The organism is Rathayibacter sp. AY2B9 (assembly GCF_002931595.1).
Classification (GTDB): domain Bacteria; phylum Actinomycetota; class Actinomycetes; order Actinomycetales; family Microbacteriaceae; genus Rathayibacter.
Map to the genome: position 1 here is coordinate 291,876 of NZ_PSUB01000002.1, position 17,202 is coordinate 309,077.

Consider the following 17,202-nt stretch of genomic DNA (forward strand, 5'->3'; position numbering starts at 1 on the left):
GGAGCGGGGCGGGCCGCGCCCTCTGCCGGGAGAGGTCTCAGACCGCGCAGCCCGCGAAGAGCACGTCGTCCGAGGAGACCAGGTCCTCCAGGGTCAGCAGACGGTCGAGGTCGTGGCCGGCGGCCAGGGCGTTCGCGCGCTCCGGTGCGGTCCGGGGGGCGAGGCGCCCCTCCATGACCCCGCCGAGGGCGCGGACGGCGCACGCGGCGACCACTCCCTCCGGGGTGCCGCCGATGCCGAGGACGAGGTCGACGCGGCCCGCGGGATCGGCCGCCTCGATCGCGACCGACACGTCGCCCTCGCCGCGCAGCTCGAGCGCGACCCCGGCCGCGCGCAGAGCCGCGATGAGCCCGGAGTGACGCGGCTTGTCGAGCACGACGACGACCAGCTCCGCGACGGGCTTCCCGAGCGCCGCCGCCAGCCGTGCGGCGTTCTCGGCGGGAGGGAGGTCGAGCGAGACGGCGCCCCGGCCCGCTGCAGAGCAGACCAGCTTGTCCATGTAGAACACGTCGCGCGGGTCGAACAGCGTGCCGCGGGGGGCGAGCGCGATCACGCTCACCGAGCCGGGGAGCCCCTCCGCCGTGAGCCGGGTGCCGTCGAGCGGATCGACCGCCACGTCGCAGGAGGGAGCGGAGGCGCGGCCGAGGCGCTCGCCGTTCGCGAGCATCGGGGCCTCGTCCTTCTCGCCCTCGCCGATCACGACGACGCCGTCGAACGGAGCGTCGGCCAGCACGGCGCGCATCGCCGCGACCGACGCCTCGTCCGCCGCGATCTTGTCGCCGCGCCCGTACCAGCCGCGCGCCGCCTCGGCCGCCGCGCGCACGGCGGCGGCCACCGCCTCCTGCAGCTCGGCCGGGTAGGCGGGCGACGCGATCAGCCGCAGGCCGCTCATGCGCGCGCGGGCTGAGCGGTCGCGGTGCGGACCAGCCGCTCCAGGGTGCGCAGGCCGTCGGAGGAGAGCACCGACTCCAGGTGCCCCTGCACCGACGCGACGTGTTCGCCGCGGAGGGCGTTGACCACTCCCGTCTCCGGGTCGACCGAGACCTCGAGCCCCAGCCGGGGCGTGCGCGCGACGCCGGGGGCGACGGAGGAGAAGGTGTTGTAGAAGCCGATCGCGGCGTCCTCGCCGAACACGTCCACCGCCAAGCGCACGCCCTGGCGGGGCGCGGGAAGCGGCTCGACCGGGAGGCCCGCCAGCAGCGACAGCATCTGGTGGCTGAGGCAGACGGCGAGCATCGGCCGCTCCGCCTCGAGCCGCGCGGTCATCAGCGAGCGCAGGTGCGCGATCCGCGGGTCGGAGTCGTCGCGGGGGTCGCCCGGGCCGGGGCCGAAGACGACGAGGTCGTCGCTCAGCACGTCGGCGACCTCCGACCAGCGCTCGACCCGGGCGTCCATCCCGAGGTGGCGCAGCTGGTGGGCGAGCATCGTCGTGAACTGGTCCTCGTTGTCGACGATCAGCGCGGTGTGCCCGGCGAGGCCGGCGATGTGCTCGGGCGCCTGGGGCCGGAGCCAGAACGAGGCGAGCCGCTCGTTGCGCGCCTCGAGCGCCTCCTGCACGCCCGGCTGCGCGTTCAGGTCGATGGCCGGCGGCACCTCGCGGTGCGGCAGCAGGCCCAGGGCGGAGAGGACGCCCGACGCCTTCGCACGCGTCTCGGCGACCTCGCCCTCGGGGGTGGAGTGGCGCACGAGCGTCGCGCCGGCCGGCACGGTGAGGCGGCCGTCCGCGCGGAGGTAGGCGGTGCGGATGAGGATGGGGGCGTCGACCGTGTAGCCGTGCTCCTCCGGCTCGAAGAGGGCGAGCACGCCGGAGTAGTAGCCGCGCGGCTCCTTCTCGTACTCGGCGATCACGGCGCACGCGTTCTCCATCGGCGAGCCGGTGACCGTGGGCGCGAACATCGTCAGCCGCAGGACCTCGCGCACGTCGAGTCCGGTGCGGCCCTCGAGCAGGTACTCGGTGTGGCTGAGCCGCGACATCTGCTTGAGGAACGGCCCGAGGATGCGGCCGCCGTCCGGGCAGACCGCGCTCATCATCTTCATCTCCTCGTCCACGACCATGAAGAGCTCCTCGCTCTCCTTCACGTCGGCGAGGAACGCGAGCACCTCCTCCCCGGTGGGTCCGGCCGCGGGGTGGCGGAAGGTGCCGCTGATCGGGTTCATCATGGCGACGCCGTCGCGCACCGAGACGTGGCGCTCGGGGGTCGCGCCGACGGCGGTGACCGTCTGCGCGCCGTCGACGCCGGGGGTGTGGATCGCGAAGGTCCAGTACGCGCCGGACTCGTCGGTGAGCAGGCGGCGGAACCAGGCCAGGACCGCCTCGACGGGCGGCGCGTCGGTCTGCGCGACGAAGGCGCGGTTGATGACGAAGTTGGCGCCCTCGCCGCGGCCGATCTCGTCCTCGATCACCCGGCGGACGATGTCGGCGTACTCGTCGTCCGGCACGTCGAAGCCGCGCTCCTCGACCGGGATCTCCCGCGCGGGCAGGAGCCGCAGCACCTCGGCCAGGGGGACGCTCTCGCGCTCGCGCACCACGAGGTTGCGCAGCGGGGCTCCGTCGTCCTTCGCCGCGAAGCCGCGCTCGCGCACCTGCCGGTAGGGCACCAGGGTCAGCACGTCGTCGCCGTCGAGCGGGATGTCGGCCAGGCCCTCGACGTCGAGGACGTCGCCCGTGAACACGTCGACGGCGTCGCGGCCCTGGCGGAGGACCACCGCGAACGGCAGCGTCCCGTCGGAGGCGAGGATGCGGGAGAGGAGCGAGGTCATCGTGGTCCTTGAATCGGGTCGTGCCCCACCCGGGCCCTGACATGCAGAACGACCGCCCGGAGGAGGCGGTCGCGTGCGAGGGGTCTGCGCGTCGGTCCGCCTAGGAGGCGGGCCACCAGGGGCTTCGGATCGACGTGCGCACGCGGCGAGTCTAGGGGAGAGCCGGGCGGCGGCCAAGCGGTGTCAGGCGGCCGGCCGCTCGGTCGGCTCGCCCCGCAGGGTCCGGAGCAGGAGGGTCGCGCCGGCCGTCGCGGCGGGGGTGGCGACGACCGCGCCCCCGGGGACGAGGAACGCCAGGTAGACGGCGATGCCGAAGCCGAGCGAGACCGCGCGGTGCTCGCCGAGGAGGCGGCGGCGGTCGCGGAGGGAGAGCCCCCGGGCGTCGCCCGCGAACCCGGTCAGCTCGAGCGCGAGGGCCCTCCCGCCGACCAGGGCGCCCGCGACGAGGCCGACGATCGAGCCGACCAGCGGCACCAGGCCCAGCAGCACCAGGACCACGCCGATCCCGAGGGAGGTGGCGACCAGCACGGCGGAGTCGCGGAGGCCGCGGCCGACCCCCTGCCAGAAGGTGCTCTCGCGCTCGTCGGGCACGCCGCCGAGGTCGTCCTCGACCCGCCGCCAGATCCGCTCGTAGAAGGGGTCACCGACCAGCAGGGTCACCGCGGCGAAGAGGACCACGCCGAGGGCGAGCACGGCGCCGACCACCGCGATCGAGAGCACCAGGCGGACGGTGGCGGCCGTGCCCTCGTCCCAGCCGCCGGCGAACGGGGTGAGCGCGGTCACCGCGTCCTGCACCCGCGTGAGCACCAGGACCAGCACGCCGACGTAGACCAGGCCGACGATCAGGGGCGGGATCGCGCCGAGGAGCATCGCCCGCGGCGAGCGGACCCAGGTGCGGAAGCCGCGGAGGAAGAGCCGGGCACCGAGGCCGAGATCGCGGAGGACGCTCATCCCCCGATCCTCGCAGGTGGGCCCGGGCCGGCGGTCCTGCAGAACACTCGGCCGCACGGGGCGCGGAGCCTCAGACCCGCTCGAACGGAGCGAGCAGCCCCGCCATCGCCTTCGTCCGCGGCGCGGCGTACTCGTCGCGCCGCGAGGTGCTGACGCCCATCGCGACGAGCCCCTCCACCAGGCGCACCGCCGAGGCGACGCCGTCGATCACGGGCACGCCCAGCTCCCGTGAGAGGTCGCGGCACAGGTCGGCCATGCCCGCGCAGCCCAGCACGATCGAGTCGGACCCGTCGACGGCCAGCGCTTCGGCGCACTCCGCCAGGATCGCGCGGCGGGCGTCGGAGCGGGGGTCGTCGAGTTCGAGCACGGGGATGTCGCAGGCGCGCACCTGACGGCAGGCGTCGCCGAACCCGGCGCGGCGGGCGATGTCCCAGGCGCGGCCGCTCGTGCGCGAGAGCGTGGTGACCACGCTGAAGCCCCGGCCGACGAGCGCGGCCATGTGCATGGCGGCCTCGGCGATCCCCACGACCGGGCCGCTCGCGATCTCGCGCGCGGCGTCGACGCCCGGGTCGCCGAAGCACGCGACGACCGCGCCGTCGCTGCCGGCCGCCTCCGCCCGGGCGATCTCGTGCAGGACGCCGGGCACGGCGAGCGCCTCGTCGTAGTGGCTCTCGATCGACGCCGGACCCATCGGCGGGGTGACGGCCGTGATCTCGGTGCCGAGCGAGGCGACGGAGCGGGCGGCCCGGCCGATCGCCGCGGTCATCGCGGTGCTGGTGTTCGGGTTGACGACGGTGATGCGCATGGTGGTTCCTCGGTTCGGGTGCCGGGAGGGGGAGGGACCCGCCCGGCCGCCGGCCCGCGCGATGCGGAGCGGCCGGGGCGGATCCCTCCTCCGTGCCGGCCGGATCAGACGGTCGAGCCGTCGCTGACGTTCTCGAGGTCCTCGTCGAGGCGCCCGATCCGCGGCGCGCGCCGCTCGAGCACGGCCATCGCGACGAAGCCGAGCCCGCAGCCGAGGAACCAGCTGTAGTCGCCGAGCCAGGTGAACTCCGCGCCTCCCGCCTCCGCGATCCAGCGCGGCACGAGCACCGAGGCGACGGAGGGGACTCCGCCGATCACGGTCGCCCAGACGGCGTTGGGGTTGAAGCCGCGCGAGAACCAGTAGCGGCCCTTCTCGCTCATCGTGTAGAGGTCGTCCACCCAGACGCGCTGGCGGCTGATCAGGTAGTAGCCCGCGATGAGGACGCCGAACAGCGGTCCGATCAGCGCGCCGAGGATGCCGAGCGTGTAGTGGATGGCGGTGTCGTTCGAGTACCAGTTCCACGGGGTGAGCAGCACCGAGCCGACGGCGGCGATCATGCCGCCCATCCGCCAGCTGATCTTCTTCGGGTTGACGTTCGAGAAGTCGAACGCGGGGGAGATGAAGTTGGCGACGATGTTGATGCCGATCGTCGCGATGACGAACGTGAGCCCGCCCAAGAGCACGGCGAACCAGGTGTCGATCCGCTCGACGGTCTCGATCGGGTCGGTGATCAGCTCGCCGAAGACCGGCACGGTCGCCGACGCGGTGATCACGGTGAGGAGGGAGAAGAAGAGGAAGTTGATCGGGAGGCCCAGCAGGTTGCCGCGCTTCACGGCGCCGTAGCTGCGGGCGTACCGGGAGAAGTCGCCGAAGTTGAGCATCGGGCCCGAGAAGTAGGAGACGACCAGGGCGACGGCCGAGATCATCACCGGCACCGCGGCGGCGAGGTCGAGCGGCTCGCCGGAGCCGAGGGTGAGCGAGATGTTCTCCCAGCCCGCCTGCGACACCAGGTAGACGGCCAGCACGAGCATCACCACGTAGACCGCCGGTCCCGCCCAGTCGATGAAGCGGCGGATCGACTCCATGCCCCGCCAGAACAGCGCGGCCTGCGCGACCCAGAGGATCGCGTAGGAGAGGTAGCCCAGAGCCGAGAGGCCGAGGAACGACGCCTCGGGCGTGTTCAGGGCGGCCATGCCCGGGAAGAACTTGAGGAAGACGATGTTCAGCGACTGCGCCGCCAGGTAGGTCTGCACGCCGTACCAGGCGATCGCGATCAGTCCGCGGATGATCGCCGGGATGTTCGCGCCGCGGATGCCGAAGATCGCGCGGTTGATGACGGGGTAGGGCACGCCGGTGACCTGGCTGGGCTTGGCGACGAGGTTGCAGAAGACCTGCACGATCACGATGCCCACCACCAGGGCGACGAGGACCTGCCAGCCGGCCAGGCCCAGCGCGAAGAGCGAGCCCGCGGTCACGTACCCGCCGACGCTGTGCACGTCCGACATCCAGAACGCGAAGATGTTGTAGCTCGACCAGCGCTGCTTCCGGAGCGGGGCGAGGTCCTCGTTGGAGAGGCGGTCGTCGTAGGCGGCGCTCGCCGCCGCGGCGGGATCCGGATCGACGGGGGGTGCGGTGACGCGGTCGGACATGGGTGGATCCACCTCTCGGGCGGTCGTGCGCAGAGCGGCACGGAGCGGATGTGTCAGGGTGGTCGGGACGTCCGGCCGAGGAGGCGGGGCGTCGCGGAGAGCGTTCCGAGTGAAGTCATCACTTCACGCGGGCCACGCTACGAGTCGGGAGGCCGCCGCTCGTTTCGGCTCCGTTACGGCTGTGTGACGATCCGCGAGAGGGGACGGGCCATGCCCTCCGACGACACCGCGCCCGACGAGGCGGCCGCCCGGGCGATCGCGGACGGGGCCGGGCTCGGCGCGAGACTGCGGGAGCTGCGGCTCTCGGCGGGCCTGTCGCTGAAGGCCCTCGCCGGGCGACTCGGCATCTCCGTGAGCGCCGTCTCGCAGATCGAGCGCGGAGCGATGCAGCCCTCGGTCGGCCGGCTGATCGCCCTCGTGGACGCGCTGGGGGTCCCGCTGTCCGCCGTGTTCGACCAGGGCGCGTCGGCGCCGGTCGAGACCGCGGTCGTCCGGGCGCGCGAGTCGGCGCCCGTGGCGCTCGAGGGCGGAGTGCTGTTCCGCCGTCTGGCGCCGCGTCCGCTGGACGCCGTCGACTTCTTCGAGTCGACCTACCCGCCGGGCTCGACCTCGACGGCGCACCGGCAGCTGCTCCGCCACGACGGGTTCGAGATGGGGACGGTGACGCTCGGGGAGCTGACGGTCGAGTTCGAGGACGAGACGGTCGTCCTCGGGCCGGGCGACGCCATCACGTTCCCGTGCGAGCGGCCGCACCGCATGGTCAACACGGGCTCGACCACGGCGATCGCGACCTGGCTGATCGTCCACCGCTGACACCGCGCCGGTGCTTCGCGCCGGACCCCTGGTGGCACCACCTGCGTATGGGATCCTGGTCCTCGCTCCTCCACAACGGGCGGACGACCGTCTCCTGTCCACACCCCGGTCGGGATCGGGGCGCGGCGGGCCCTCGGTGTCGGTACCGCCTGGTGGGCTGGTCTCCTCGACCGAGGGGTGCGGAACGTGGAGGAGCGGATGGACGGCAGGAACGACGAGGGGTGCCCGCGCTGGTGCGCGGGCGAGCACGACGAGCTGGTCGCAGCGGCGGAGCGGCTGCACCGCTCCGCGGCGAGCTCGGTCCCGGTGGTGCTCTGGGCGGGCCGAGACGGGGCCGCGGGCGCGACGGTGCACGTCTCCCTGTGCCGCCCGGGGGAGTCGGGGGAGGACAGGCTCCGCCTGGAGGCCGACGGGCTCGGCGAGGTCGACCTCGATCTCAGCTCGGGGTCGCGGCTGGCCGGCGCGGTGCTCCGGCTACTCGGCGCCGCGTGAGGTGCGCGGCGGGTCGGGCGGCAGGAGGTCCGTCAGCTCGATCTCGAGCGCCTCGCAGAGCGCGAGGAGGGTGTGCAGCGTGGGGTTCGCGGGCGAGCCGGGCTTCGACTCGCCCTTCTCGAACTTCTGGTAGGTGTAGCCCGCGAGCCCGGCCGCGTGGGCGATCCGCTCCTGGCTGGCGCCCTTGGCGATGCGGGCCCGGTGCATGTTGGTGCCGAGCTCGCGGGCGTAGGTCGCCCAGTCGCGCTCGGGAGTGGGTGTCGACATGCCCGCCAGCTTCGGAGAAGTTCGGCCGCGGGTCAGCCATACACGGATGGGAAATTCCCGGTGGTCATACCCGGGTGACCACCGGCGGCGCCTCCGGAGCCCCGAGGGCCCCGCGACGGCAGCGCCTAGTATGGCCGGGTGCCAGTGAACCCCGAACTCGTCGGGCGCGTCTTCGCGCCCACGGAGCCCTATCAGGTGGGGCGCGAGAAGGTGCGCGAGTTCGCCCGCGCCGTCTCCGCGACCTCCCCCCTGCACCACGACGTCGAGGCCGCCCGCGCCGCCGGGCACCCCGACCTCGTCGCTCCGCCCACCTTCGCCGTCGTCGTGCAGGAGTTCACGCTCCAGCAGCTGCTCGCCGAGCCCGACGGCGGGATCGACTTCAGCCGCGTCGTGCACGGAGACCAGCGCTTCGTGCTGTCCCGTCCGGTCGTCGCCGGCGACGAGCTGACCGCGACCCTCTCGGTCGCCGCCATCAAGAAGCTCGGCGCCCACTCGATGGTCACCACCGAGTCCCGCATGGTCGACGCGAGCGGCGAGCACGTCGTCACCGCGATCTCGACCCTCGTGGTCAGGGGAGACGAATGAGCACCGCACTGCCCGCTCTCGCCGAGCTGAGCGTCGGCCAGGTCGTCGCCGAGAGCCGCTTCCCGATCGACCGCGGCACCCTGGTGCGCTACGCGGGCGCCTCGGGCGACTTCAACCCCATCCACTACCGCGACGACGTCGCCGCCGAGGTCGGCCTGCCCGGCGTGCTCGCGCACGGCATGCTCACGATGGGCACCGCGGTGCAGGTCGTCGTCGACTGGGTCGGCGACCCCGGACGCGTGGTCGACTACCAGGTGCGCTTCACCCGCCCCGTCGTGGTGGACCCGCGCGACGGCGCCGCGATCGACGTGGTCGCCAGGATCGGTGCTGTGAACGCCGAGGAGGGCTGGGTCCGCGTCGACCTCGCCGTCTCGGTCGAGGGCCAGTCCGTCCTCGGCAAGGCCCAGGCACGGGTCCGACTCGCGTGACCTCCGCGCCGCTGCTCTCCGCCCTGACCACCCTCCGCGTCGGCGGACCCGCCGAGCGCCTCGTCGAGCCCGCCACCGAGGCGGAGCTGGTCGAGACGCTCGTCGGCCTGTGGTCGGACGACGAGCCGTGGCTGCTGCTCGGCGGCGGCTCCAACCTCCTCGTGGGCGACGACGGGGTCGAGGGCACGGTCGTGCGCGTGCGCACCACCGGCGTCGAGCGGCTCCCCTCCGACGAGCCGGGGCGCGTGCTCCTGCGGGTGCAGGCGGGCGAGTCGTGGGACGGCCTCGTCGCGACGACCGTGGAGCGCGGCTGGGCGGGCCTCGAGGCCCTCAGCGGCATCCCCGGCACGGTCGGTGCGTCGCCGGTGCAGAACATCGGAGCCTACGGCCAGGAGCTCTCGGACACGCTGGTCGCGGTCGACTTCCTCGACGAGGGCGCCCGCGAGCCCGTCCGGCTGACGGCGGAGGAGCTGCAGTTCGCCTACCGCACCTCCGTGATCAAGCAGGGCCGCCGGGGCGCGGTGCTGGCCGTCGAGTTCGCGCTCGAGGAGGTCGGCGCCGAGGGCGACGGCACTCCCGTCGCCTACGGTCAGCTGGCGTCGGCGCTCGGAGTCGCGCTCGGCGACCGCGTGCCGCTCGCGCGGGTGCGCGAGACCGTGCTGGCGCTGCGTGCGGGCAAGGGCATGGTCCTCGATCCGGAGGACCCGGACACCGCGAGCGCCGGCTCCTTCTTCACCAACCCCCTCGTCACGAGCGCGTTCGCCGACTCCCTGCCGCCCGAGGCGCCGCGCTGGCCGGTCGAGCCGACGGCGGAGGCGCCCGTCATCACTCCGCTCGCCGCGGTCGAGGCCGGAGCGCCCGTCGGGCTGCCCGTGCCTCCCCGCGCCGACGGCCTGGTGAAGCTCAGCGCCGCGTGGCTGATCGAGCACGCCGGCGTCTCGCGCGGTTTCGCCCTGCCCGGCTCGCGGGCCGCCGTGTCGAGCAAGCACACCCTCGCCCTGACCAACCGCGGAGGAGCGACGGCCGAGCAGGTCGCCGAGCTCGCCCGGTACGTCCAGGGCCGCGTCCTGGCGGAGTTCGGCGTGCTGCTGCACCCCGAGCCCGTCGTGGTCGGCACCGCGGTCTGAGTCCGCGCGGTCTGCGCCGGCAGGCGCCGCGCTCCCGGGGACGCGCGCCCTCCGGCCGCGGCCTCCTCCGGCTCAGCTGTCGCGGCGGATCCAGCGGAAGCCGAAGCGGCAGGCGACGAGCCCCACGACGAGCCAGATCCCGAGCACCAGCGCGACGCCGCCGAGGTCCCACGACCCGTTCACCTCCGCCTCCTCGAATCCGCTCGGCAGGAACACGGCGCGCATGCCCTGCGCGATCCACTTGAGCGGGAAGACGCTCGCCGTGTTCTGCAGCCAGTCCGGCAGCGTCGTGAACGACAGGTACGACCCCGAGATGAACTGCAGCACGAGCAGCGGCGGCACGATCACGGCGGTCGCGCTCTTGCCCGAGCGGGGCAGCGCGGAGACGGCGATGCCGAGGATGGCCGACGTCGCGACTCCTGCCAGGTAGACCCAGGCGAAGGTCGCCCAGCGCCCGCTGTCGGTGGGCAGCTCGACCGAGAACACCGTCGCCGCGACGAGGAGCAGCAGGGCCGTCTGCGCGAGGCTCGTCACGAGCACCTGGCCGAACTTGCCGATGAAGTAGCTGAAGACCGGCAGCGGTGCCCCCGCGAGGCGCTTGAGCGTGCCGTCGCCGCGCTCGACCGCGATGTCGACGCCCAGGTTCTGGACGCCCGAGAGCAGGATCCCGGCCGCGGCGAGGCCCGGCACGTAGTACTCGGCCATCGGGATGCCCGGGTCCTGCGGGTTCGCCTGCATCACCGCGGTGTCGCCGAACGCGACCGAGAAGATCGTCAGGAGCAGCACCGGGAAGAGGAAGGTGAAGAACACCTGGTCCGGAGCGCGGAAGTACGAGCGGATCTCGTAGCGGGCGCGAGCGAGTCCGAGGCGGACGGTGCGTCCCGGGCCAGTGGAGAGGGTGCGGGGGCGGGTGGCGACGGCGGTCACGCGGGCTCTCCGATCAGGTCGACCGCGTCGCGGTCCTCGCGGATGAGGTCGAGGTAGATGTCCTCGAGGCTGGGGCGGACGACCTCGAGCGCCGTCGGCTCCCCGATCCGGGCGTGCAGCTCGGCGACGGTCCGGGCGGGCTCGGTGGTGCGCAGCCGGTGCAGCACGCCGTCCTCGCGCCACTGCACGATCGGGACGCGCGCCTCGTCCCCTCCGATCGCGCTCATCGGGCCGATGGCCAGGAGCCGCCCGCCGGAGATCACGGCGGCGCGGTCGCCGAGGCGGGCGGCCTCGTCGAGGTAGTGGGTGGTGAGCAGGATGGTCGTGCCCTCGCTCTTGAGCAGGGCGATCAGGTCCCAGAAGGAGTGGCGGGCCTCGGGGTCGAAGCCCGTGGTGGGCTCGTCGAGGAACACCAGCTCGGGGCGGCCGATGATGCCGAGGGCGACGTCGACGCGGCGGCGCTGGCCGCCCGAGAGGCGCCCGATGCGCGAGCGGGCCTTGGACGTCAGCCCGACGGCCTCGATGGTCTCGTCGACGTCGCGCGGTCGCGGATAGAGGCTGGCGAAGTGCGCGATCTGCTCGCGGACCGTCGCGTTGCCGGACTCGCCGCTGGACTGCAGGACGATCCCCAGACGCGCCTTCCATGCCAGGTCGCCGTGGCGCGGGTCGACCCCGAGCACCGACACCTCGCCGCCGGAGCGGTCGCGGTAGCCCTCGAGGATCTCGATGGTCGTCGACTTGCCGGCGCCGTTGGGGCCGAGGAGCGCGAAGGTCTCGCCCCGGTGGATGTCGAAGGAGACTCCCGCGACCGCCGGAGCGCCCCCGTAGTCCTTCCGCAGGTCGCGGACTCGGACGGCGTGGTCTTCGCTCATCGTCACAGCGTGCCCTGTCGCACCCCTCCGGCGACAGTGATCCCCGATTTCCGCCTCCCTCTTGCCCTCCCCGCCCCGAGATGCCAGGCAGCCCTCACCTGTCGGACAGGCCCGTCGCAGTACCCGCCGGTCACCGTGCGGCACGGTCGAGCGGCGATCGGCGATCCGCGTGTCACGGATCGTCGTCCGCGCTGCGCACCCCGCTCTCTGCGACGCACCCCCGTCGTCGAGCCGCCGCTGCCGATCGACGGCGCAGGCGGAGAGGGGCTAGACGGTGCCGAAGAGCTGCTGCAAGCGGCGCACGCCCTCGAGGAGCGCGTCGTCGCCGAGGGCGTAGGACAGGCGGAGGTAGCCGCTCGGTCCGAAGGCCTCGCCGGGGACGGTGGCGACCTCGGCCTGCTCGAGGATGAGGTCGGCGAGCTCGAGGGAGGTCGTCGGGGTGGTGCCGTTCCACTCGCGGTTCAGGAGCCCGTTCACGTCGGGGTAGACGTAGAACGCGCCGCCGGGGGTGGGGCACTCGATCCCGTCGATCGCGTTCAGCTCGGCGACGATGGTGCGGCGACGGCGGTCGAAGGCCAGGCGCATCTCCTCGGCCGGCTCCTGCGGGCCGGTGAGGGCGGCGATCGCGGCGCGCTGCGAGATGTTCGAGACGTTGCTCGAGAGGTGCGACTGCAGGTTCGAGGCGCCCTTGATCGCGTCGGCCGGGCCGACCATCCATCCGACGCGCCAGCCGGTCATCGCGTAGGTCTTCGCGACGCCGTTGACGAGGATCGTCCGGTCGCGCAGGGCCGGCACCGCCTCGACGATCGAGGTCGCGTGCTCGAGCGGGCTCGCGTCGTCCTGGTCGCCGGTGGAGTAGACGAGGTTCTGGTAGATCTCATCGGCGATGATCCAGAGGCCGTGCTCCTCGGCCCACTCGCCGATCTCGCGGGTCTGCTCGGCCGAGTAGACGGCGCCGGTGGGGTTGGAGGGGGAGACGAACAGGAGCACCTTGGTGCGCTCGGTGCGCGCGGCCTCCAGCTGCTCGACCGTGACCAGGTAGCCCTGGTCGGCGCCCGCGAACACGTCCACCTGCACGCCGCCGGCGAGCTTGATCGCCTCGGGGTAGGTGGTCCAGTACGGGGTCGGCACCAGCACCTCGTCGCCGTCGTCGAGGAGGGTCTGGAAGGCCTGGTAGACGGCCTGCTTGCCGCCGTTGGTGACCACGACCTGCGAGGGGTCGACGGCCCATCCGGAGTCGCGCGCCGTCTTCTCAGCTATGGCAGCGCGGAGGTCGGGGAGGCCCGCCGCGGGGGTGTAGCGGTAGTTCCTCGGGTCGAGCACGGCGGCCGAGGCGGCCTCGACGATGTGCTCGGGAGTGAGGAAGTCGGGCTCGCCGGCGGCGTAGGACACGACCGGGCGGCCCTGAGCCTGGAGGGCCTTCGCCTTGGCGTCGACCTTCAGAGTGGCGGACTCGGCGATGGCGGCGATGCGGGCGGAGATGCGCGTGGTGGAGGACACGACGGCCAGCGTATCCTGCGCGCGCACGGGGCTCCGAGGCCCCCCGCCGCTCGGCTGGACACGCCCTGCGGGTCCACGTACACTCGTCCGAGGTAGTCGATCTCTGCCCTCATCCACAGCGCCCGCGAGGGTCGCGGCGGTGGGGCGGCGGGTCGGTCTCCTCCTCGGATGCTCGCAACGGCATCCATAGGGCGGTGGCTCAATTGGTAGAGCAGCGGTCTCCAAAACCGCAGGTTGCAGGTTCGAGCCCTGTCCGCCCTGCACATCGATGCCCGTCGCACGCGGTCCCCGCGACGCTGCGGTCATCGGTCCAGGGCCGCCCATGACGGGCGGTCGGCCACACCGGAGGTTCCGGTGCGGGAAAGGTGCGTGCAGGTGGCCGGGAAAGCAGTCGACGAGCCGAGCGAGGACGTCGTCGCGATCGCCAATCAGCAGCGAGCCGCGCGGCGCAACCCGTTCGCGCGCATCGCCCTCTTCATCCGGCAGGTCATCGCCGAGCTGAAGAAGGTCGTGACGCCCACCCGCAAGGAGCTGGGCAACTACGTCGTGGTCGTGCTGATCTTCGTCGTCATCATGATGGCGCTGGTGTCCTTCCTCGACTGGGTGTTCGCCCTGGCCGTGACGTACGTGTTCGGCACACCCGCCGCCTGACCCGAGAGCATCCGGGCCGCGCGAGCGGAGGGTGCCGGCGACAGCGGGACGCGCCCCGAGGGGCGCGACCGATCGATCGAGAGAGAGTTGTGACGAGTGTCTGACAGAAACCGCGACGACGTCGACTGGGCGACGGCTGCCGAGCAGTCGTCGGAGGTCGAGGAGGAGCAGGAGGGCGACGTCCAGTCGCAGGCTGAGGACGCCGTCGAGCCCGCCGAGCAGGGTGCGCTGAGCATCATCGACGAGAACGAGTCCGAGGACGACCTCGCCTCCGACCTCGAGGCCGCGCTGGACGCCATCGGCTCCGTCGACGACCCCGAGGCCGACTCCGCGGTCGACGAGGCCGCGCACATCGACACCGTCGAGGAGGCCGAAGCGGCCCTCGAGGCCGTCGAGGACGAGGCCGAGGTCGCCGCCGAGGACGCCGAGTCCGCCGGTGAGGACCTCGCCGACATCGACCCGTACGAGGCCTTCCGCACCGAGCTGCGCGGCAAGCCGGGCAAGTGGTACGTCATCCACTCCTACGCCGGCTTCGAGAAGCGCGTGAAGTCGAACATCGAGAACCGCAAGGTCTCGCTCGAGGCCGAGGACTACATCTTCGAGGTCCAGGTCCCGATGGAGGACGTGGTCGAGATCAAGAACGGCCAGCGCAAGATGGTCACCCGCGTGCGCATCCCCGGCTACGTGCTGGTGCGCATGGACCTCAACGAGGACTCGTGGTCGGTCGTCCGCCACACGCCGGGCGTCACCGGCTTCGTGGGCAACGCCCACAACCCGACCCCGCTGCGCTTCGAGGAGGCCTTCACGATGCTGAAGAGCCTCGTCGAGATCAAGGACGTCGCCCCCTCGAAGACCTCCGGCGCCAAGGGCCAGAAGCAGGCCCAGCGCGTGCTGCCCGCCGAGGTCGACTTCGAGATCGGCGAGACCATCACCATCAAGGAGGGCTCGTTCGCGGGTCTTCCCGGCTCGATCAGCGAGATCAAGCCCGAGAGCGGCAAGCTCACCGTGCTCGTCTCGCTCTTCGAGCGCGAGACCCCGGTCGAGCTGTCGTTCGACCAGGTCACCAAGCTCTGACGCGTCGCCTCCGCGCCGCATGAACGCCTCCTCCGCGTGTCGGAGGGGGCGTTCGCCGTTCCGGGCGGCGCCCCCTCCGGCGCCGCACCACGCGCACCCGGGCGTCGGCCCCTCCTCCGCCCTGTCGGGGGTGGCCCCGCTCGTGTAAGCTCGTACGGGTTTTCGTGTCGGCGCCCGCCTCTGTGCGCGCCGGACGACCCTCCTCCACCGCGATCCGGCACCGTCGGATGCGCGGGAGAGCGGCCGGGAGCCCCCGACCGCTCGAACCCTGAGAAAAGGAATCAGAATGGCCCCCAAGAAGAAGGTCACCGGCCTGATCAAGCTCCAGATCAAGGCCGGCGCGGCCAACCCCGCGCCCCCGATCGGTCCGGCGCTCGGTCAGCACGGCGTCAACATCATGGAGTTCTGCAAGGCGTACAACGCGCAGACCGAGTCGCAGCGCGGCAACGTCATCCCCGTCGAGATCACCGTCTACGAGGACCGCTCGTTCACCTTCGTGCTGAAGACCCCGCCCGCGGCGGAGCTCATCAAGAAGGCCGCCGGCGTCGCCAAGGGCTCCTCGACCCCGCACACCGTGAAGGTCGCGAAGCTCACCCAGGCGCAGGTCCGCGAGATCGCCGAGGCGAAGCAGGTCGACCTGAACGCCAACGACATCGACGCCGCCGCGAAGATCATCGCCGGCACCGCCCGCTCGATGGGCATCACGGTCGAGTAGCGCGACGCGCTGCTCGACGGCGGGAGCGACGCGCCCACCGGCGCGGACCCACCGCGGAAGCCTCGAGAACCCGACGGCGGCCCCTCAGCGGGGTCGCACGCCCGGTCCGGATAAGCCTCCGCAGGACCTCTCCGCCTCCCGCGAGCAGCAGTCACGGCCGCGATCGCGGCACCACCAGAACTCCATCACCCCCGTGGGAGAGCCCGCCAGGCTCTAGAACCACATTCTCGTTTCAAGGAGAAACAACATGGCACAGAAGTCGAAGGCCTACCGGGCCGCCGCGGCCAAGCTCGAAGAGGGCAAGTTCTACACGGCCGACGAGGCCGTCGCGCTCGCCCGCGAGACCGGTTCCGCCAAGTTCAACAGCACCGTCGAGGTCGCCCTCAAGCTCGGTGTCGACCCCCGCAAGGCCGACCAGATGGTCCGCGGCACGGTCATCCTGCCCCACGGCACGGGCAAGACCGCCCGCGTCATCGTGTTCGCGACCGGTCCGGCCGCCGAGGCCGCGCTGGCCGCCGGTGCCGATGAGGTCGGCGGCGCCGAGCTCATCGAGAAGGTCGCGGGCGGGTACACCTCGTTCGACTCCGCCGTCTCGACCCCGGAGCTCATGGGCCAGGTCGGCCGTCTCGGAAAGGTGCTCGGCCCCCGCGGCCTCATGCCCAACCCGAAGACCGGCACCGTGACCCCGGACGTGGCGAAGGCCGTGACCGAGATCAAGGGCGGAAAGATCGAGTTCCGCGTCGACAAGCACGCCAACGTGCACCTCGTCGTGGGCAAGGCCGCGTTCACCGAGGAGCAGCTCCAGGAGAACTTCAAGACCGCGCTCGACGAGATCCTCCGCCTCAAGCCGTCCTCCTCGAAGGGCCGCTACATCCAGAAGGCCGCCGTCTCGACGACCTTCGGCCCCGGCATCCCGCTGGACGTCAACGTCCTGGCCTGAGCCGAGCACGCACTGACGTGAGGAGGGGGTCCGCTTCGGCGGGCCCCCTCCTTCGTCGTCCCGGCATACTGGACCGGTGATCCGCCGCTCCGCTCCGCCGCGCCTCCCGTGACCGTCCGCCGCGCGTCGGCCGCCGATGCCGAGGCCCTGGCCGAGCTGGCCGCCGCGACCTTCCCGCTGGCCTGCCCGCCGCACACCACCGCGGAGGCGAAGGCCGAGTTCGTGCGCACCGTGCTCTCGGTCGAGCGCTTCCGCGACCACCTCGCCGATCCGCTCCGCTCGCTCCTGGTCGACGACGACTCCGGCGCGCTGACCGGCTACGCGATGCTCGTGCGCGGGGAGCCCGCCGACGCCGACGTCGTCGCGGCGATCCGGCTGCGTCCGACCGTCGAGCTCAGCAAGTTCTACCTCCTGCCCGGCCGGCACGGCTCCGGAGCGGCGGCCGCGCTGATGGCCGCGACCCTCGAGGAGGCGCTGGATCACGGTGCCGCGGGCGTCTGGCTCGGCGTCAACGAGGAGAACGCGCGCGCTCAGCGGTTCTACTCCAAGCACGGCTTCGCGGTCGTCGGCCGCAAGCGCTTCCTCGTCGGCGACCGCTGGGAGGACGACTTCGTCCTCGAGCGCTCTCTCGCCTGACCCTCCCCGC

The 17,202-nt window shown here is 72.6% G+C and carries 19 protein-coding genes and 1 tRNA gene; 11 read left to right on the top strand and 9 right to left on the bottom strand.

Annotated features, from left to right (window positions below):
• Positions 1–37: 37 nt before the first annotated feature.
• From C5C25_RS04045 to C5C25_RS04065, 5 genes are all read right to left on the bottom strand, one after another.
• The gene (locus C5C25_RS04045; protein WP_104249795.1) at positions 38–892 is read right to left on the bottom strand and encodes a fructose-bisphosphatase class II family protein; all 855 of its coding nucleotides are present in this window, start codon (positions 890–892) and stop codon (positions 38–40) included.
• The gene (locus tag C5C25_RS04050) at positions 889–2,760 is read right to left on the bottom strand and encodes an anthranilate synthase family protein (protein WP_104249796.1); all 1,872 of its coding nucleotides are present in this window, start codon (positions 2,758–2,760) and stop codon (positions 889–891) included. The genes C5C25_RS04045 and C5C25_RS04050 overlap by 4 nt, the downstream gene beginning before the upstream one ends.
• Positions 2,761–2,943: 183 nt before the next feature.
• Positions 2,944–3,711, bottom strand: coding sequence for an EI24 domain-containing protein (locus C5C25_RS04055; RefSeq protein ID WP_104249797.1), 768 nt, complete (start codon positions 3,709–3,711; stop codon positions 2,944–2,946).
• Positions 3,712–3,781: 70 nt separating this feature from the next.
• The gene (locus C5C25_RS04060) at positions 3,782–4,516 is read right to left on the bottom strand and encodes an aspartate/glutamate racemase family protein (protein WP_104249798.1); all 735 of its coding nucleotides are present in this window, start codon (positions 4,514–4,516) and stop codon (positions 3,782–3,784) included.
• Positions 4,517–4,620: 104 nt separating this feature from the next.
• Positions 4,621–6,165 carry an NCS1 family nucleobase:cation symporter-1 gene (locus C5C25_RS04065; protein ID WP_104249799.1) on the bottom strand — a complete coding sequence of 515 codons (1,545 nt, stop codon included), beginning with the start codon at positions 6,163–6,165 and terminating at the stop codon, positions 4,621–4,623.
• A 210-nt stretch (positions 6,166–6,375) separates the two neighbouring features.
• On the opposite strand from C5C25_RS04065, the gene C5C25_RS04070 reads away from it, so the two are divergent.
• Positions 6,376–6,978: a helix-turn-helix domain-containing protein gene (locus C5C25_RS04070; protein ID WP_104249800.1), complete on the top strand. Its 603-nt coding sequence runs from the start codon at positions 6,376–6,378 to the stop codon at positions 6,976–6,978.
• Between the two features lie 198 nt (positions 6,979–7,176).
• Complete coding sequence (locus C5C25_RS04075; RefSeq protein WP_104249801.1) at positions 7,177–7,470, top strand: DUF6907 domain-containing protein; 294 nt, start codon at positions 7,177–7,179, stop codon at positions 7,468–7,470.
• On the opposite strand, the gene C5C25_RS04080 is transcribed toward C5C25_RS04075, so the two are convergent.
• Positions 7,453–7,737 (bottom strand): helix-turn-helix domain-containing protein, encoded by a 285-nt coding sequence (locus C5C25_RS04080; RefSeq protein WP_104223625.1) that lies wholly within the window; start codon positions 7,735–7,737, stop codon positions 7,453–7,455. The genes C5C25_RS04075 and C5C25_RS04080 overlap by 18 nt on opposite strands.
• A 138-nt stretch (positions 7,738–7,875) precedes the next feature.
• On the opposite strand from C5C25_RS04080, the gene C5C25_RS04085 reads away from it, so the two are divergent.
• Genes C5C25_RS04085 through C5C25_RS04095 form a run of 3 tightly spaced genes read left to right on the top strand, consistent with a single transcriptional unit; the run spans position 7,876 to position 9,877 of the window.
• On the top strand, positions 7,876–8,322 hold the full coding sequence (locus C5C25_RS04085) for a MaoC family dehydratase N-terminal domain-containing protein (RefSeq protein WP_104227045.1): 447 nt from the start codon (positions 7,876–7,878) through the stop codon (positions 8,320–8,322).
• Entirely contained in the window at positions 8,319–8,750 is a 432-nt protein-coding gene (locus C5C25_RS04090) for a MaoC/PaaZ C-terminal domain-containing protein (protein WP_104238284.1), read from the top strand. Before C5C25_RS04085 ends, C5C25_RS04090 begins: the two co-directional genes overlap by 4 nt.
• On the top strand, positions 8,747–9,877 hold the full coding sequence (locus C5C25_RS04095; RefSeq protein ID WP_104223628.1) for a UDP-N-acetylmuramate dehydrogenase: 1,131 nt from the start codon (positions 8,747–8,749) through the stop codon (positions 9,875–9,877). Before C5C25_RS04090 ends, C5C25_RS04095 begins: the two co-directional genes overlap by 4 nt.
• 72 nt (positions 9,878–9,949) lie before the next feature.
• Here the strand turns inward: C5C25_RS04095 and C5C25_RS16750 are convergent, their stop codons facing one another.
• The 3 genes from C5C25_RS16750 to C5C25_RS04110 form a co-directional block, all read right to left on the bottom strand.
• Positions 9,950–10,804: an ABC transporter permease gene (locus C5C25_RS16750; RefSeq protein WP_104223629.1), complete on the bottom strand. Its 855-nt coding sequence runs from the start codon at positions 10,802–10,804 to the stop codon at positions 9,950–9,952.
• Entirely contained in the window at positions 10,801–11,676 is an 876-nt protein-coding gene (locus tag C5C25_RS16755) for an ABC transporter ATP-binding protein (protein ID WP_104223630.1), read from the bottom strand. Before C5C25_RS16755 ends, C5C25_RS16750 begins: the two co-directional genes overlap by 4 nt.
• 267 nt (positions 11,677–11,943) lie before the next feature.
• Positions 11,944–13,185: a pyridoxal phosphate-dependent aminotransferase gene (locus C5C25_RS04110; protein ID WP_374953347.1), complete on the bottom strand. Its 1,242-nt coding sequence runs from the start codon at positions 13,183–13,185 to the stop codon at positions 11,944–11,946.
• A gap of 179 nt (positions 13,186–13,364) precedes the next feature.
• On the opposite strand from C5C25_RS04110, the gene C5C25_RS04115 reads away from it, so the two are divergent.
• The 6 genes from C5C25_RS04115 to C5C25_RS04140 all read left to right on the top strand — a co-directional run bounded on the left by C5C25_RS04115 (position 13,365) and on the right by C5C25_RS04140 (position 17,192).
• Positions 13,365–13,437, top strand: a tRNA-Trp gene (locus tag C5C25_RS04115).
• A gap of 114 nt (positions 13,438–13,551) precedes the next feature.
• Entirely contained in the window at positions 13,552–13,827 is a 276-nt protein-coding gene (gene secE / locus C5C25_RS04120) for a preprotein translocase subunit SecE (protein ID WP_068208793.1), read from the top strand.
• Positions 13,828–13,923: 96 nt separating this feature from the next.
• Positions 13,924–14,901, top strand: a complete 978-nt coding sequence (gene nusG, locus C5C25_RS04125) for a transcription termination/antitermination protein NusG (protein ID WP_104223631.1) — start codon at positions 13,924–13,926, stop codon at positions 14,899–14,901.
• 286 nt (positions 14,902–15,187) lie between these two features.
• On the top strand, positions 15,188–15,616 hold the full coding sequence (gene rplK, locus C5C25_RS04130) for a 50S ribosomal protein L11 (RefSeq protein WP_104223632.1): 429 nt from the start codon (positions 15,188–15,190) through the stop codon (positions 15,614–15,616).
• Positions 15,617–15,863: 247 nt separating this feature from the next.
• A complete protein-coding gene (rplA, locus tag C5C25_RS04135; RefSeq protein WP_104223633.1) occupies positions 15,864–16,556 on the top strand; it encodes a 50S ribosomal protein L1 in 693 nt (230 codons plus the stop codon).
• Positions 16,557–16,664: 108 nt separating this feature from the next.
• Complete coding sequence (locus tag C5C25_RS04140; RefSeq protein ID WP_104249802.1) at positions 16,665–17,192, top strand: GNAT family N-acetyltransferase; 528 nt, start codon at positions 16,665–16,667, stop codon at positions 17,190–17,192.
• Positions 17,193–17,202 lie beyond the last annotated feature (10 nt).